Annotated in this window: 12 protein-coding genes, 1 other RNA gene and 1 pseudogene; 8 read left to right on the top strand and 6 right to left on the bottom strand. The window is 58.7% G+C overall.

The window, feature by feature from the left end; all coding sequences use genetic code 11:
* Positions 1-29 precede the first annotated feature (29 nt).
* From ACKXF7_RS13115 to ACKXF7_RS13105, 3 genes and pseudogenes are all read right to left on the bottom strand, one after another.
* Positions 30-884, bottom strand: a complete 855-nt coding sequence (locus ACKXF7_RS13115) for a bifunctional 5,10-methylenetetrahydrofolate dehydrogenase/5,10-methenyltetrahydrofolate cyclohydrolase (RefSeq protein WP_423741541.1) — start codon at positions 882-884, stop codon at positions 30-32.
* 168 nt (positions 885-1,052) lie between these two features.
* Positions 1,053-1,688: a cyclodeaminase/cyclohydrolase family protein gene (locus ACKXF7_RS13110; protein ID WP_423741540.1), complete on the bottom strand. Its 636-nt coding sequence runs from the start codon at positions 1,686-1,688 to the stop codon at positions 1,053-1,055.
* Positions 1,679-2,310: pseudogene (locus ACKXF7_RS13105) on the bottom strand (5-formyltetrahydrofolate cyclo-ligase). The gene ACKXF7_RS13110 and the pseudogene ACKXF7_RS13105 overlap by 10 nt, the downstream one beginning before the upstream one ends.
* A 182-nt stretch (positions 2,311-2,492) precedes the next feature.
* Here ACKXF7_RS13105 and glyA point away from each other — a divergent pair.
* The 4 genes from glyA (at position 2,493) to ACKXF7_RS13085 (ending at position 5,861) form a co-directional block, all read left to right on the top strand.
* Positions 2,493-3,746, top strand: coding sequence for a serine hydroxymethyltransferase (gene glyA / locus ACKXF7_RS13100; protein WP_249238567.1), 1,254 nt, complete (start codon positions 2,493-2,495; stop codon positions 3,744-3,746).
* A 102-nt stretch (positions 3,747-3,848) separates the two neighbouring features.
* On the top strand, positions 3,849-4,364 hold the full coding sequence (locus tag ACKXF7_RS13095) for a cob(I)yrinic acid a,c-diamide adenosyltransferase (protein WP_339394742.1): 516 nt from the start codon (positions 3,849-3,851) through the stop codon (positions 4,362-4,364).
* A gap of 240 nt (positions 4,365-4,604) precedes the next feature.
* Positions 4,605-4,865, top strand: a complete 261-nt coding sequence (locus tag ACKXF7_RS13090) for a heavy-metal-associated domain-containing protein (RefSeq protein ID WP_418266326.1) — start codon at positions 4,605-4,607, stop codon at positions 4,863-4,865.
* Positions 4,866-4,901: 36 nt separating this feature from the next.
* Positions 4,902-5,861: a ketopantoate reductase family protein gene (locus ACKXF7_RS13085; RefSeq protein WP_423741539.1), complete on the top strand. Its 960-nt coding sequence runs from the start codon at positions 4,902-4,904 to the stop codon at positions 5,859-5,861.
* Between the two features lie 83 nt (positions 5,862-5,944).
* Here ACKXF7_RS13085 and ACKXF7_RS13080 read toward each other — a convergent pair whose 3' ends face one another.
* From ACKXF7_RS13080 to ACKXF7_RS13070, 3 genes are read right to left on the bottom strand one after another with little or no spacing between them, the layout of a single operon-like run.
* Positions 5,945-8,434, bottom strand: coding sequence for an ATP-dependent DNA helicase (locus tag ACKXF7_RS13080; protein WP_423741538.1), 2,490 nt, complete (start codon positions 8,432-8,434; stop codon positions 5,945-5,947).
* A gap of 45 nt (positions 8,435-8,479) precedes the next feature.
* Positions 8,480-9,565: a hypothetical protein gene (locus ACKXF7_RS13075; protein ID WP_423741537.1), complete on the bottom strand. Its 1,086-nt coding sequence runs from the start codon at positions 9,563-9,565 to the stop codon at positions 8,480-8,482.
* Between the two features lie 57 nt (positions 9,566-9,622).
* Positions 9,623-10,192 carry a uracil-DNA glycosylase gene (locus ACKXF7_RS13070; RefSeq protein ID WP_423741536.1) on the bottom strand — a complete coding sequence of 190 codons (570 nt, stop codon included), beginning with the start codon at positions 10,190-10,192 and terminating at the stop codon, positions 9,623-9,625.
* 198 nt (positions 10,193-10,390) lie between these two features.
* On the opposite strand from ACKXF7_RS13070, the gene pta reads away from it, so the two are divergent.
* From pta to ACKXF7_RS13050, 4 genes are all read left to right on the top strand, one after another.
* Entirely contained in the window at positions 10,391-11,416 is a 1,026-nt protein-coding gene (gene pta / locus ACKXF7_RS13065) for a phosphate acetyltransferase (RefSeq protein WP_418266323.1), read from the top strand.
* Between the two features lie 454 nt (positions 11,417-11,870).
* Positions 11,871-11,969: signal recognition particle sRNA small type (gene ffs / locus ACKXF7_RS13060), an RNA gene on the top strand.
* 86 nt (positions 11,970-12,055) lie between these two features.
* Positions 12,056-13,918 (top strand): DNA polymerase III subunit gamma/tau, encoded by a 1,863-nt coding sequence (gene dnaX, locus ACKXF7_RS13055; protein ID WP_423741535.1) that lies wholly within the window; start codon positions 12,056-12,058, stop codon positions 13,916-13,918.
* Positions 13,919-14,005: 87 nt separating this feature from the next.
* Entirely contained in the window at positions 14,006-14,344 is a 339-nt protein-coding gene (locus tag ACKXF7_RS13050) for a YbaB/EbfC family nucleoid-associated protein (protein ID WP_249238577.1), read from the top strand.
* Positions 14,345-14,356 lie beyond the last annotated feature (12 nt).

The raw sequence follows: 14,356 nt of genomic DNA, 5'->3' as shown, positions 1-14,356 counted from the left end.
GGATCAAGCGTCTTTTATTTTTATATTCGTTACAGCCCGGCCTTTTTGGCTGCGGCCTGCACCACGTGGCCCACCAGCACCGAGGTGGTCACAGTGCCAACGCCGCCGGGCACAGGGGTAATGGCATCCACGATGGGTTCAGCTTCGGCAAACTTCACGTCACCGCACAGCTTGCCCTCTTCGTTCACATGGATGCCCACATCCACCACGGTCTGGCCCTCCCGCAGGCAGTCGGCACCCACGGCACCCATTTTGCCCATGGCGACCACGACCACATCGGCTTCTCTGCACAGGACGGGAAGATCCCGGGTACGGGAATTGCAGATGGTCACAGTGGCGTTCTCGCGATCCAGCATCATGGCGGCGGGCTTGCCCACCACAAGGCTGCGTCCCACTACGACAGCACGCCTGCCGGAAAGCGGAATATTGTAATACTTCAGGATCTCAAGGCAGGCCTGCGCAGTGCAGGGGGCGTAGCCGAGGTCGGTATTGGTGAATACTCCGGCCAGCGAACCGTCCGTGATGCCGTCAATGTCCTTTTCCGGAGCCAGAGCCGCACGCACAGTGCGGTCGTCAAACTGTTTGGGCAGGGGACGGAACAGCAGACAACCGTGGATGGCATCCTCTGCGTTGATCTCTGCAATCACCTTCAGCAGCTCGTCCTGAGAGGCATCGGCGGGCAGCAGAAACTGCTTTACCTCCACGCCGACCTTGCCGCAGCGGGCGATCACGCCGCGCTCGTAGGAGAGATCGTCCTCCCGTTCGCCCACACGAACTACGGCCAGCGTGGGCACGACGCCTTTTGCCTTGAGCTGCTCGCACAATGCAGCGTTGCGCTCGTTCATGGCGGCCACAACCGGCGCACCTTTTAAAATCGTTGCCATAATACTTTTCCTCTCTCGATGATTGATAGTAAAAGCAGCTTCTCAGGTCGGAGGGCAGGAAGTTTCTCCAGCGAATGTCCTGGGGGTGGGGCCCCGGCGCGTAAGCGTTGGGGCGGGACTGGAGTCCCGGGCTGTTCGCGGAGAAAGCTTCCTGCCTTCGACCGTAGGTCACCGCATCCGTAATTTCTCCGTCACCGATGCAAACACGGCATCTGCTTTCGGTACAAATTCACCCAGCAATTTATCCGCTTTTGCGTCCAGTTCCGCAGCATGCGCACGGTCTGTCATCAGCTTTGTGTTGATGAACACATTCAGGCTTGCGGCCTGCAGGGCTGCCTTGCACAGAGCGGCTGCGCAGCCTGCGTCCGAGACGGCCATCACGCTGCCCTTGGCGGCGTATTCTTCCGCCAGCACAATGCCCTCAGCGCATTTTTCCATCATCTGCAGCGGCACCGCACAGGCGGCGTCCAGTGCGCTTTCCAGCACGGCGGCTTTGTGTGCAGCCTGTTCCGGCGTGTCTTTCGGCAGGCCATAGGCTGCGGCCAGCGGCGCAAAGGCCTCCGCGTCGGCCTGCACCAGAGCTTCCAGCTCTTTGCGCAGGACTTCAGCCCGGGCATTCAGGGCCTGAATGTCCGCTTCCACAGCGGCATATTTCTTTTTGCCGATGGTCAGGCTGCCCACCATGGTGCCCAGTGCTACACCGGCGGCACCCACCAGTGCCGCTGTGCCGCCGCCGCCCGGCGTGGGCGCTTTGCCGGCCAGTTCTGCCAGAAACTGCTCACAGCTCTGCTTTATCATTTCCATTGGTAAATACCTCTCTCTGTTACATAGGCGTCCAGCCGCTGGTCGTGCCTGTCCACGGCGGCATGGGCGACCCGCTGCGCTTCAAATGCAATGCCGATTTTTCCCGCATGGGTGCAGCGGGGAAGAAAGCGGTCGTAATAACCCTTGCCCATGCCGACCCGGAAGCAGTCTGCATCAAAAGCCGTGCAGGGCACAAGGACCAGATCCAGCGCTTCCGGCAGCAGGACTCCGACCGGCTCAGGATGGGGGTGCGGATGCCGTACTGTCCCACCTCCCAGCCGTCTGGGCCGGGCACAGCGGCGGTAAGGGAATACGCCTCGCCGCACACCGGATAGGCCAGCGTTTTGCCTTGCGCCTGCGCCTTTTCCGCAAAGGCAGAAAGGTCGGCTTCGGAACCAAACGCCGCGTACAGCAGGATGGTCTGCGCATTCTGTACGGCATCCAGCTGCCAGAGGTTCGCACACAGGGCTGCATTTGCTGCGGCGCGTGCCTGGGCAGAAAGCGCCCTGCGTGCGGTACGGCCTGCCCGGCGCTGTGCCTGCTTTTGTTCACTGACCGTCACCGGAGAACACCTCGCTTCATCGGAAGGTTGACTGACCTGAAAAATATACAAAAACAACATTGCATTTTTATACAAGTATAATAAACACTTCAGATGAAAAAAGCAAGCCTTTTGTCAAAATGGAAGTTGAAGATTCTGCAGCTTTCTGCTATGATAAGAGAAAGCAATTCGGTTCGTGCGCGGAGCAGGGTGGCTTGAAGAGATCCGGGGCTTTCTCCGGAAATTGAGAGGGGTAGAATATTATGTACAATGAAATGATGGACACCATCGGTCTGGTCAATACCGTTGATCCGGAGCTGGCTGCAGCCATGGATCGCGAGCTGAACCGTCAGCGCCAGAACATTGAACTGATCGCCAGCGAGAACATCGTCTCTCCCGCCGTCATGGCCGCAATGGGCAGCATCCTGACCAACAAGTACGCTGAGGGCCTGCCCGGCAAGCGCTACTATGGCGGCTGCGTCTATGTGGACGAGGTGGAGAACATCGCCATTGAGCGCGCCTGCAAACTGTTCGGCGCAAAATATGCCAATGTTCAGCCGCACTCCGGTGCACAGGCCAATCTGGCAGTTTATTTTGCTCTGCTGGATCTGGGCGATACCGTCATGGGCATGGATCTGTCTCAGGGTGGTCATCTGACCCACGGCTCTCCGGTGAACATGTCCGGCAAGAACTATAACTTCGTCTCTTACGGTGTCAACGCCGACGGCGTGATCGATTACGCCGAGCTGGAAAAGCAGGTCAGGAAGGTCCGCCCCAAGCTGATCGTGGCCGGTGCATCCGCCTATCCGCGTGCCATCGACTTTGAAAAGATCGCTGAGATCGCCCACGGCTATGGTGCATATCTGATGGTGGATATGGCCCATATTGCCGGTCTGGTGGCAGGCGGCTATCACCAGAGCCCCGTGCCCTATGCAGATGTTGTGACCACCACCACCCACAAGACCCTGCGCGGCCCCCGCGGCGGCCTGATCCTGACCAACAACCCGATCCTTGCAAAGCGCATCAACTCCGCTGTGTTCCCCGGCACGCAGGGCGGCCCGCTGGAGCATGTCATCGCTGCAAAGGCTGTCTGCTTTGGCGAGGCGCTGAAGCCTGAGTTCAAGGAGTATGCCCGTAAGATCGTGGAAAATGCAAAGGCTCTGGCAGATGCGCTGCAGGCTCGCGGCGTCAAGCTGGTATCCGGCGGCACCGACAACCACCTGATGCTCATTGACCTGCGCGACGAGGAGTGCACCGGCAAGGAACTGGAAGCACGTCTGGACAGTGTGCACATCACCGCCAACAAAAACACCGTTCCCGGCGAGACCCGCAGCCCCTTTGTGACTTCCGGCGTGCGTCTGGGCACGCCGGCTGTCACCACCCGCGGCATGGGCGTGGCCGAAATGAAGGTCATTGCGGACTGCATTGCCGACTGCATCTGGCATTATGACGAAAAGAAGGACGAGATCAGCGACCGTGTGCTGAAGCTGACTCAGGACTTCCCGCTGTATCAGTAAATATCGCTCTGTTTGAAAGAGGAAGCGCCTTCGGGTGCTTCCTCTTTCTTTTTTGCAGAGTTTGTGTTACCATAAACGCAAAGACAAAAAGGAGAAATGACCATGGAGCGTACAGGGCTGTTACATCTATATTACGGCGACGGCAAGGGCAAGACCACCGCTGCCATGGGCCTTGCGCTGCGGGCGCTGGGCAGCGGAAAAAAGGTGGTGGTCCTGCAGTTTCTCAAGGGAGGACAGAGCGGCGAGATCCCGCTGCTGGAGCAGCTGGGCGCAAAGATCTACCGGGGCAAGGCCGGGCAGAAATTCGTGTTCCAGATGAACGAAGCAGAAAAGGCCGCCACCCGCGATCTGCAAAACCGGAACCTTGCTGCTGCTATGACCGAAGACGCCGATCTTCTGGTGCTGGACGAAGCGGGCAGTGCGTGGGAACTGGATATGGTGGATAAGGCCCTGCTGCAAAAAGCTGTGCTGGCCCGGCCTGCAGCACAGGAGTGTGTCCTGACCGCTCATGCCGCTCCGCAGTGGATGCTGGATGCTGCGGACTATGTGACCGAGATGAAGTGCTGCCGCCACCCGTACCAGAAGGGCATCGCGGCCCGGAAGGGCATTGAATACTGACACAGACAGGACACCGGTGCGGGGTATTTTTATCTTGCATTTATCCGACCGGTGTGATATGATGAAGGCAAGAAACCATGCGTGCATTTTTCTGAGCAGACCCGACAGCAGAAAGGGAACCGCTCCGCACCGCTGCCGGGGCAGTTCTCGGCGGCGTTTTGTTTGAAATGGCGGTTAGTATTTCCTAACAGAGCGGATACCTGTGGGCCGGTGTGCGCAGGACATCTGGAGGGGAATAAAATGATTGAAACGATCGTAAAAGTAGATGGTATGATGTGCGGCATGTGCGAGAGCCATGTCAACGAAGCTGTGCGCAAGGCCTTTCCGGAGGCGAAAAAGGTCGCATCCTCGCAGGCCAAAGGGCAGACCGTGATTCACTCGGAGCAGCCGCTGGATGAACAGAAGCTGCGGGATGCCATCAATGCCACCGGTTACGAGGTCAAAGGCGTAAAGAGTGCACCTTACGAGAAAAAAGGCTTTTTCTCGTTCTTGAAAAAATAAGCAGACCCTATCAAACATCAAGGGAGGCGTATCGGTATGAGGATCCTGGTTTATGGTGCGGGCGTTTTGGGCTGTGAGCTGACACATGTGCTGCTGCAGAACAAAAAGAACGTTGTAACGCTGCTTGCACGCGGTGAGTGGAAGGAGATGATCGACCAGAAAGGTCTGGTCATCCGCCACTGGGCGCAGCGCAGAACAACCACAGAACGTGTAAAGACCATTGATGTCCTTCCGCCGGATGACTTTTATGACCTTGTTTTTGTGGTGGTGCAGGCAGGGCAGCTGCCGGATGTGCTGCCTGTGCTCAAGGCGAACAGGAGCCAGTACTTTGTGTTCGTGGGCAACGACCCTCATGCAAAGCAGGTCTTGGAGTACATGCAGCGTCCGGCTGATAAGATCGCATTCGGCTTCCAGAACTCCGCAGGACACCGGGAACATGACCGCGTGGTCAGCGCTCACGTCGGGGTGGGCATGACGGTGGGCGGCGCAACAGCACCGCTGTCCGGTGCGTTCCGCATCCGGCTCAAGACTGCCTTTGACGGCACGAAATATAAGCTTACCTTCTACAGTGATATGGACGAGTGGCTCAAGTGTCACATTGCCTTTATCCTGCCGGTGTGCTATGTCTGTTACGCCTGCAATGGAGATCTGACCCGCGCCACCCGACAGCAGCGCGGAGCGATGATCGATGCCGCCTATGAAGCCTGCCTGATGCTCAAGGATGCCGGCATCCCGGTGAATGACAAGGAAAACACGGATGTTTACAAGCCGGGTTCTGCAGGCCGCCGTCAGGTGGAAGCCATGGTGCTCGTGATGGCAAAAACGCCGCTGGGCCGTTTGTGTGCATCAGACCACGCAATGAACGCGGTGTCCGAAATGAAATATCTGGACGAGGCCTTTGAGGCTCTGCGCAGGCAGACCGGTACGGCAATGCCCATGTGGGAAAAGCTGCGCAGCGAGATGCCGCCCTGGGAAACGCTGCAGCACCAGAAATGATGCCGGGCCGTCGCAAATAAGAAAAAATATTACCACCGCCGGACCGATCAGAAGATCGGAAAGGCGGTGGTTTTTGTCTGCGGCTATTTCTGCCAGAAATCCTGCAGTGCCTGACCAAGCTCCTCGGCACTGTGCAGATACCGGATGTGCTGCCAGTGCGGCGGGAACAGCCGGGCGTAATCCGGCCGGGCAAAGCGGTCGTCCAGCAAAAGCACCACACCCCTGTCCTCCGGTGTGCGGATGACCCGCCCGGCGGCCTGCAGCACCTTGTTCATGCCGGGATAGCGGTAGGCATAGTCGAATCCGGAGCCGTTTTGTGCATCGTAATAGCGGCGCAGCATTTCCTGCTGGGGGTTCACCTGCGGCAGACCGACCCCCACGATCGCACACCCGATGAGCCGGTCACCTGCAAGATCCACACCTTCGCCAAAAACACCGCCCAGCACCCCAAAACCCAGCAGAGTTTCTTTTGGCTTCGGCACAAATTGTGCAAGAAATTCTGCCCGGGCAGCATCGTCTGCGCCGCTCTCCTGCACAAGCGTGCGGACGTCCGGGTGGCGCGCTGCAAAATCTTCATATACCTGCCGGAGATAGGTGTAACTTGGAAAAAACGCCAGATAGTTGCCGGCTTTTCCGCTGGTCAGCCGGGCCAGTGCATCCGAAACGGCCTGCACACTGGTTTCCCGGTCGCGGTAGCGGGTGGAGATATTTGCCATGCAGTAAAGACCGAGATTTTCGGCGGGGAAGGGGCTGGGCAGCGCCACGGCCCGGGCATCCGCACAGCCCAGCACGCCACGATAATAGCTGGGCGGGGTGAGCGTTGCACTGAACAGGGCTGCACAGCGCCCGGCGGAAAGGCTGGCCTCCACAAAGGGCGCCGGGTCCAGACACAACAGCTGCAGTTCCAGCTCACTGCCGCGGGCAGTCAGCTGGGTGACAAAATGGCTGTCGTACCGTTCGGAAGAGCGGAGGATATCCTGCACCGCAAAATAAAGCTCCAACAGCTGCGTGTGAGCATCCGCGTCCGGGTTCGCTTCCAGCCAATCCTGCAAGGGAGCCTGCACCGCCCGCAGAGGGCTGAGCAGGGCAGACGGAAGCTCCTGCAAAAACACGGTGCCGTCCTGTGCATACAGCGGCTCGGGCAGTTCCGGCACAGGGTCCTGCAAAGACGGCAGAAGAGTGGTCTGAGCGGTGTCGGTTTCCGGTGCGCCGGTCTGGCCGCGGCGCGGTGCCAGACGCACGCAGGCTTTCCGGATATCCAGAAACGCCCGGTCTGCGCGGGTCAGCGCGGTCCGGAGGGAGCTTTTTCCTTTACTGAGGGCGCGTTTTGCCTCGGTCAGACTGCTTTTGAAAAAGCGTGCAGAGTACATGGCTCTGGCCCGGTCCGGAAGATTGTGTGCCTCGTCGATCAGGAACAGCCAGTCGCCGGAAGCATCAAAGAACCGCTTCAGGTGTACGACGGGGTCGAACAGATAATTATAGTCACCGATCACCACATCGCACCATTCGCTCAGGTCCAGCCCCAGCTCAAAGGGACACACCGAAAAACGCTTTGCCGCCCCGGCCAGCGCGGCGCGGTCAAAGCTGCCGGTATCGTCCAGCAGTGCGGACAGGGCATCTTTGATGCGATCATAGTAGCCGTTGGCATAGGGACAGAGCTCCGGCAGACAGGCAGGATGTCCTTCCGGGTCCGGGTGAAGACAGACCTTTTCCTTGGCGGTCAGGGTCACGCTGCGCAGCGCAAGCTCCGGCGCGGCAGTGCGCAGCCGGGCAATGGCATCCTCGGCTGCGGCCTGAGTCGTATTGCGGGCGGTGAGGTAAAAAAGCTTTTCGCCGCTGCCCTCACCCATGGCCCGCAGAGCGGGGAAGAGGACGCTCATGGTCTTGCCGATGCCGGTGGGTGCCTGACAGAACAGACGGCTGCCGCCTTTGTGGTCGGCATCCCTTCCGGTGCGGCAGGCGCGGTAGAATTCCCCCGCCAGTGCCCGCTGCCCGGGGCGGTACTGCGCAAAAGGAAACGGCAAAGCGGCAAGGCTCTGGCTGCGCCTTGCCGCCCAGTCCAGCTGCCGCCGTGCCCATGGTGCGTACTGACAAAGAAGTTTGTGCAGAAACTGCTCCAGCTCCGGTGCGGAAAAGTGACGCACAAAGCGGATGATCTGATCCGTATCGATCTGATAATAGGTCAGCTGGACGTTCAACTCCGGCAGGCTTTGCCGGGAACAGTAAATGGCACCGTATACCATGCCCTGCGCCCAGTGGCAGGGGTTCATATCCTCGGTGATCGCTTCATAGGGGACAGCGGTGGTCTTGATCTCGTCAATGACCGTCGTGCCGGAACCGTCGGTAAAAATGCCGTCCGCACGTCCTTCCAGAAGGAACGTGAGCCCCTCTGCCTGCCGCTCGGCAGAGAGAAACACCTCGGCCTGATAGTCCTCTCCGGCCGCTTTTTGCAGCTTGCGGTGGATGCGTGCACCTTCCAGTGCGCGGTCAAAGCCGGTAAAACGGCTATCGATGCTGCCGGTGCGCAGCAGAAACTCCACCAGCTGGCGGATGGGCAGATGGATAGAGGACAAGGCGGTTCACTTCCTTTGCTTTGAAATGTTCTTTCCGTAAAAAAGCTAATCCAATTCAAACATTCTAATGCATTCTTTTGCTGCCGCATCCACCTTGCCAAAATCCACGGCTGCACGGTAGTAGGTCTCCAGCTCGTCGTGGCAGCTCTTGGCCTGTGCCATCAGGGCACTGGCCTGTTCCAGCAATTCTGCAGCGGCGCGCTCGTTGAAGCGCAGCCGTGCACGATACCCGGCCAGATTTTCCCGGTCAAGGAAGCGGCTGCAGCGCACGGCCTGCACGCCGGGCAGCTGCACCGGATGCCAGCGATTGTCCGTGAGGAAGGCAAGCTTCAGCTCCGGGATGAGGATGTGGTCGATCTTGTCATCCGGGTGCATGGCGCAGGGGCAGGTGATGAGGTGGTAGCCCCGGGTCAGGGCTTCGGCGCGGATGAGTTCCAGCAAAAGCCGCGACACTGCGCCGTAATCGTCCCGGAACACGATGAACTTGCTGGCAAGTGCCTGCACGGTGCCCTGATAGAATACCTCACCCTTGGGCGTGACGGCGGAGAGCAACCGCAGCTCCTCGGTGCCGGTGCCCTCGGTGCGCGGCAGCACCCGGGCGCACAAACGCTTGACGTAGCGGCGCACCTTGTCAAAATTGGCACTGCATGCCTCGGCCCGGCGGCTGTCCAGAAGCAGACTGCCCGCCGAAGCGATATACCGCGCCGCCCGGCTGCGCAGGATGGCGTTGCGGGCAAACAGCGCTTTTACCTCGTCGGTGTGCAGATGCAGCTTTTCGGCATCGATGGTATGATACAGGCTCACCACCACCTCATCCGCTCCCGGGGCATCCGGTTCCACCACGTGGGGCGCGGTGGCGTCCACGATGGCCCGGTGCTGCCCGGGCAGGATCACGCCGTCCAGACTGTCCGGGTCGCTGGCACAGTGGATGCGCTGGGTAAGCAGGCCGTTCTGCTCTGCAGCACGGGCCAGCCGCTTCATCAAAGTGGATTTGCCGCAGCCCGGCCCGCTTTTGATCAGGTACATCTGCATCCCGGGTTCGCGGCGCAGCGGTTCAAAGTAGCCCTTGAACCCGGCGGGTGTGGTCGCACCCAGAAAAAAATCAATGGGATCGTGCCGTGTGGTTTCCATAACTGAACACCTCTCTTTTGCTTTACAGTATGCAAAAGGGAAGGGTTTGGTTCGTTCTTATTGATAGGTATGGTCACACACCTTTTCAATGGTCTCCCGCAGGGCGACAAAATCCTCAAAAGCAGTGGGCTTGTTCTGCGGCTGACGCAGCAGGGCAGCAGGGTGGAAGGTGCCCATGAACAGGATGCCGCCCTTCTCGATGAACTGCCCGTGCTCCTTTGTCACCGAAAAGTCCGGGCGGACGATCCGCTGCGCGGCAATGCGGCCCAGGCAGACCACGATCTTTGGCCGCAGTAGACGGAACTGTTCCCGCAGCCAGGGCATGCAGGCCTCGCTCTCGGCGGGCAGCGGGTCCCGGTTCTGGGGCGGGCGGCATTTGACGATGTTGGCAATATAGCAGTTCCGGCTGCGGTCCAGATCGATGGCGAACAGATATCGATCCAGCAGCTGGCCGCTGCGGCCCACAAAAGGCAGGCCCTGCTCATCCTCGCTCTGGCCGGGGCCTTCGCCTACAAACAATACTTCGGCATTTTCAACACCCTGACCGAACACCACGTTGGTGCGGGTCTTGCACAGCTCGCAGCGTGTGCAGGCCAGACAGCCTGATCGCAAAGTTTCCCAATCCATGATGACACGATCTCCTCTTGAAACAGTATGATATTTTATTCACAAATAGAAACGCTTTTTCTCCTAAAATAATAGCACAAAAAGCCAATTTTGTCTTGAACTTTTTGCCGGGTGTGCTAGAATAAAGAAGAAAGGCATCCTTGTGTCCAACAGACGCCGGGATGCGAATATTGGAAAGTTAATTCGGAGGTAATCACAATGGCTGATATGTTTGCACCGCTGGTAGCACAGCTGAAGGCAAATCCCAAGACGATCGTTTTCACCGAGGGCAATGATCCCCGCATTCTGGAGGCTGCTGCAAAGCTGCTGGCTGAGGGCGTGCTGAAGGTCGTCATGGTGGGCAACGAGGCTGAGTGCAAGGCTGCTGCCGCCGCCGGTAATTTTGATATTTCCGCTGCCGAGATCATCGACCCTGAGAATTACGCAGGCTTCGATGAGATGGTCAACACCATGGTGGAACTGCGCAAGGGCAAGCAGACCGCTGAGGAGTGCACTGCTCTGCTGAAAAAGTCCAACTACTTTGGCACCATGCTGGTGAAGATGGGCAAGGCTGACTGCCTGCTGGGTGGCGCTACCTACTCCACCGCCGATACCATCCGTCCCGCCCTGCAGCTGGTCAAGACCAAGAAGGGCGCACATCTGGTGAGCTCCTGCTTTATTCTGGACCGCGACTGCGGCGAAGAGGGCCTGAAGCGCATTGCCATGGGCGACTGCGCCGTGAACATCGACTACACCGATACCGTTGATAAGGCTACCGGCGAGGTCAAGGTCTCTGCTGCTGCAAAGCTGGCTGAGGTCGCTGTTGAGACTGCCAAGACCGCAAAGCTGTTCGGCATTGACCCGAAGGTTGCAGTGCTGAGCTTCTCCACCAAGGGCTCCGGCAAGGGCGGCACGGTCGCTCTGAGCCATGACGCTGTCATCAAGGCTCAGGAAATGGACCCCGAGCTGGCTGTGGACGGCGAGCTGCAGTTTGACGCTGCCGTTGCTCCCGAGGTTGCACAGGTCAAGTGCAAGGGCAGCAAGGTGGCTGGTCAGGCCAACACCTTCATCTTCCCCTGCATCGAGGCCGGCAACATCGGCTACAAGATCGCTCAGCGTCTGGGCGGCTACGCAGCTTACGGCCCCATCCTGCAGGGCCTGAACGCTCCCATCAACGACCTGTCCCGTGGCTGCAACGCAGACGAGGTCTACAAGATGAGCCTGATCACTGCCTGCCAGTCCTAAACTGCCGACCGGCTGAATAGCATCTGCCTTTTCAAAGACTGTCGTACTTTTTTGTGCGGCAGTCTTTTTTTGCGTGAGAACGATCTGGGATGCCCTCCGCAGTGCTTTGGGCATTTTCACGAGAGAAGTCGTGAAGAAAAATAACCCGATTTATCTTGTCTTGCGATAGAATAGTACCATCTATTGTTTCAGATACCGTTTCCGGTTGCGACCCCTTCGGTGAAAAAGAGGTTCCGAAACGCCCGCAGGTGTTTCGGAACCTCAAATATTAAAATGCAATTCCCTGAACAATGGCCAGAGCGCAGCGGAGGCCATTTTAAATCGTCCGGCGCAGCTTTTTTGCACCGGCAAAAACCGGCCGTGCCCCTCTTGCAATCTGCCTGCGTTTATGGTACAATATCCTAGCATTCAATGAATGTGTCGGACAGCGCCTGCTGCGTGGTTCGGCATACGGATGCGGGTCCTGTACGATGGATTCGCTGTGAACCAGGTCAGGTGGGGAACCAAGCAGCCTTAAGCAGTGCGTTCGTGCGTTTCAGTAAGCCTGCATCCGTATGCCGAGTTACGCAAGGCGGGGACAAAACCCCGTCGTGCGCTGTCCTTTTTGTTTGCAGATTTGCCGGGAAGGGGGAACAGACCATGTATCGCGCATTGTACCGCAAGTGGAGACCCCAGCGTTTTGAAGATGTAGTGGGCCAGCGGGCCATCGTCACCGCTCTGAAAAATCAGATCACGGCAAACCGTGTGGGCCACGCCTATCTGTTCACCGGTGTGCGCGGCACCGGCAAAACCACCTGCGCTAAGATTTTTGCAAAGGCGGTCAACTGCCTGCATCCGGTAAATGGCGACCCCTGCGGCGAGTGCGAGATCTGCAGGGGCATCGACAATGGCAGCATTCTGGATGTGGTGGAAATGGATGCCGCCTCCAACAACGGCGTGGATGATATCCGCGACCTGCGCGATGAGACTGCTTACACGCCCAGTGCCTGTAAATATAAGGTATACATTATCGATGAGGTGCACATGCTGTCCACAGCAGCCTTCAATGCACTGCTCAAGACACTGGAAGAGCCGCCTGCCCATGTCATCTTTATTCTGGCAACGACCGAGATCCAGAAGGTGCCTGCCACCATTCTGTCCCGCTGTCAGCGGTATGACTTTACCCGCATCGGGCCGGAGGACATTGCCCGCCGGGTGGAGTATATCGCAGGGGAGGAAAAGCTGGAGCTGACCCCGGACGGAGCCGAGCTGATCGCCCGTTTGGCAGATGGCGCACTGCGCGATGCACTGTCCATTCTGGACACCTGCGCCGGCGTGACGGCAAAGATCGACGCAGATGTGGTGCGCCGTATGGCCGGCGTGACCGACCGCAGCTATTTGTTCCGTATTTCGGATGCGCTGGAAGCGCAGGACGGTGCTGCGGCACTGGCACAGCTTGCCCAGCTGCGTCAGCAGTCGGTGGACGTCAAGCGCCTGACAGAGGAGCTGATCGCCCACTACCGTGCCCTGATGCTGGCGGCACTGCCCGGCGGACAGGCCCTGCTGTCCGGTGTTTCGCCGGAAGAGGAAGCCCTTTATCTGGAAAAAGGCCCTCAGCTGGGACAGCGGGAGGCCATCCGTGCGATCCGTGCTCTGGGCAGTGCGCTGGAGCACATGACCCGCGGCAGTGACCAGCGCATTGAGCTGGAACTTGCCTTGTTCAGCCTTTCGGAGCCGCCTCAGCAGATGCAGGCGGTACCCGTACAGGCCGTGCCTGCCCGTGCGGCGGCTCAGCCTGCAGTAGTGCAGCCGTTTGCTTCGGCACCGGCGGCGCAGCCATTTGCAAGTGCTCCGGCCCGGCCTGCTCCGACCACCGAACCGACACCGGCGCAGCCCCGGGAAGCTGTTCCGGTGCAGTCGGCGGTGCCTGCTGTATCCATACCGCAGACTGTAGAGCCGGAACAGGCAGAAATATCTCCTGCTCCGGCGGAGGAAACACTGCCGCTTCCCGAGGAACCTCCGGTGCAGCAGACAGAATCTCCTTTGCCGTGGGAGGAACCACCCGCATCGGTGGAGCAGCCCGCTGCCCCGGAATCGGTTCAGCAGCCGTCTGTCCCGCCGGTGCAGGAAAAAACGGCAGACCCTGTACCCGGCAAGTCCGATAAGACAGTACAGGAGGGAATCGCTCCCTTCCCGTACTGGGAGCAGGTGGTGCAGCAGCTGCAGGAAAAAGACCCCATGCTGTACACCTACCTGCGCAAGTCAAAAGCCTATTTTGACGGTACCCGTGTGCTGATCGACGGCGGAAAGACCTTCCGGGATTTTATCCGTGCCAATAAGGACAGCCAGCGGCTCATCAAAAAGCTGATCGCCAATGTATCCGGCGTGGCAGTGCCTATCGGACCCTATGAGCCCAAAACGGCAGGCAAGGCTGTTTCCAATGCGGAACAGTCTCTCCGGGCACTGGAAAAGCTGGGTCTGGATGTGTCCATTGAAGATTCCGCAAGAAAAAAGAGATCATAAGCAATAAAACCCTCTCAGGCGCATGCGCGCCAGCTCTCCCGAAGGGTTTGACTGAGAGGGTCAATAAATAAAAGGAGTAAACCAACTATGAAAGCAAGAATGCCCGCAGGCTTTGGCCGCCCCGATATGAATGCCCTCATGCGTCAGGCACAGAAGATGCAGGAGGACATGAAGGCAAAGCAGGCCGAACTGGAAGCTGCTGAGTACACTGGCAGTGCTGCCGGTGAAATGGTCACGGTCAGGATGAATGGCAAGCACGAGGTGCTGTCCATCAGCATCAAGCCGGAGGCTGTGGACCCGGATGATATTGAAATGCTGGAAGATATGGTGGCTGCAGCCATCAATGCTACCGTCAAGCAGGTGGACGAAACGGCCGAAGCTGAAATGGGCAAGCTGACCGGCGGCATGAACATCCCCGGTCTCTGATCCGGCAGGAGG

This window comes from Faecalibacterium sp. 7 (genome assembly GCF_049562865.1).
Taxonomy (GTDB): Bacteria; Bacillota; Clostridia; order Oscillospirales; family Ruminococcaceae; genus Faecalibacterium; species Faecalibacterium wellingii.
The sequence above is the reverse complement of the archived record's forward strand: the minus strand, read 5'-3'. Positions and strand labels throughout refer to the sequence as shown.

Excerpts from the sequence above, each read along its gene's own strand:
- ACKXF7_RS13090 (WP_418266326.1), top strand. The coding sequence starts at position 4,605 with ATGATTGAAACGATCGTAAAAGTAGATGGTATGATGTGCGGCATGTGC.
- dnaX (WP_423741535.1), top strand. The coding sequence starts at position 12,056 with ATGTATCGCGCATTGTACCGCAAGTGGAGACCCCAGCGTTTTGAAGAT.
- ACKXF7_RS13095 (WP_339394742.1), top strand. The coding sequence starts at position 3,849 with ATGGAGCGTACAGGGCTGTTACATCTATATTACGGCGACGGCAAGGGC.
- pta (WP_418266323.1), top strand. The coding sequence starts at position 10,391 with ATGGCTGATATGTTTGCACCGCTGGTAGCACAGCTGAAGGCAAATCCC.
- ACKXF7_RS13075 (WP_423741537.1), bottom strand. The coding sequence starts at position 9,565 with ATGGAAACCACACGGCACGATCCCATTGATTTTTTTCTGGGTGCGACC.
- ACKXF7_RS13115 (WP_423741541.1), bottom strand. The coding sequence starts at position 884 with ATGGCAACGATTTTAAAAGGTGCGCCGGTTGTGGCCGCCATGAACGAG.
- glyA (WP_249238567.1), top strand. The coding sequence starts at position 2,493 with ATGTACAATGAAATGATGGACACCATCGGTCTGGTCAATACCGTTGAT.
- ACKXF7_RS13085 (WP_423741539.1), top strand. The coding sequence starts at position 4,902 with ATGAGGATCCTGGTTTATGGTGCGGGCGTTTTGGGCTGTGAGCTGACA.
- ACKXF7_RS13050 (WP_249238577.1), top strand. The coding sequence starts at position 14,006 with ATGAAAGCAAGAATGCCCGCAGGCTTTGGCCGCCCCGATATGAATGCC.
- ACKXF7_RS13110 (WP_423741540.1), bottom strand. The coding sequence starts at position 1,688 with ATGGAAATGATAAAGCAGAGCTGTGAGCAGTTTCTGGCAGAACTGGCC.
- ACKXF7_RS13070 (WP_423741536.1), bottom strand. The coding sequence starts at position 10,192 with ATGGATTGGGAAACTTTGCGATCAGGCTGTCTGGCCTGCACACGCTGC.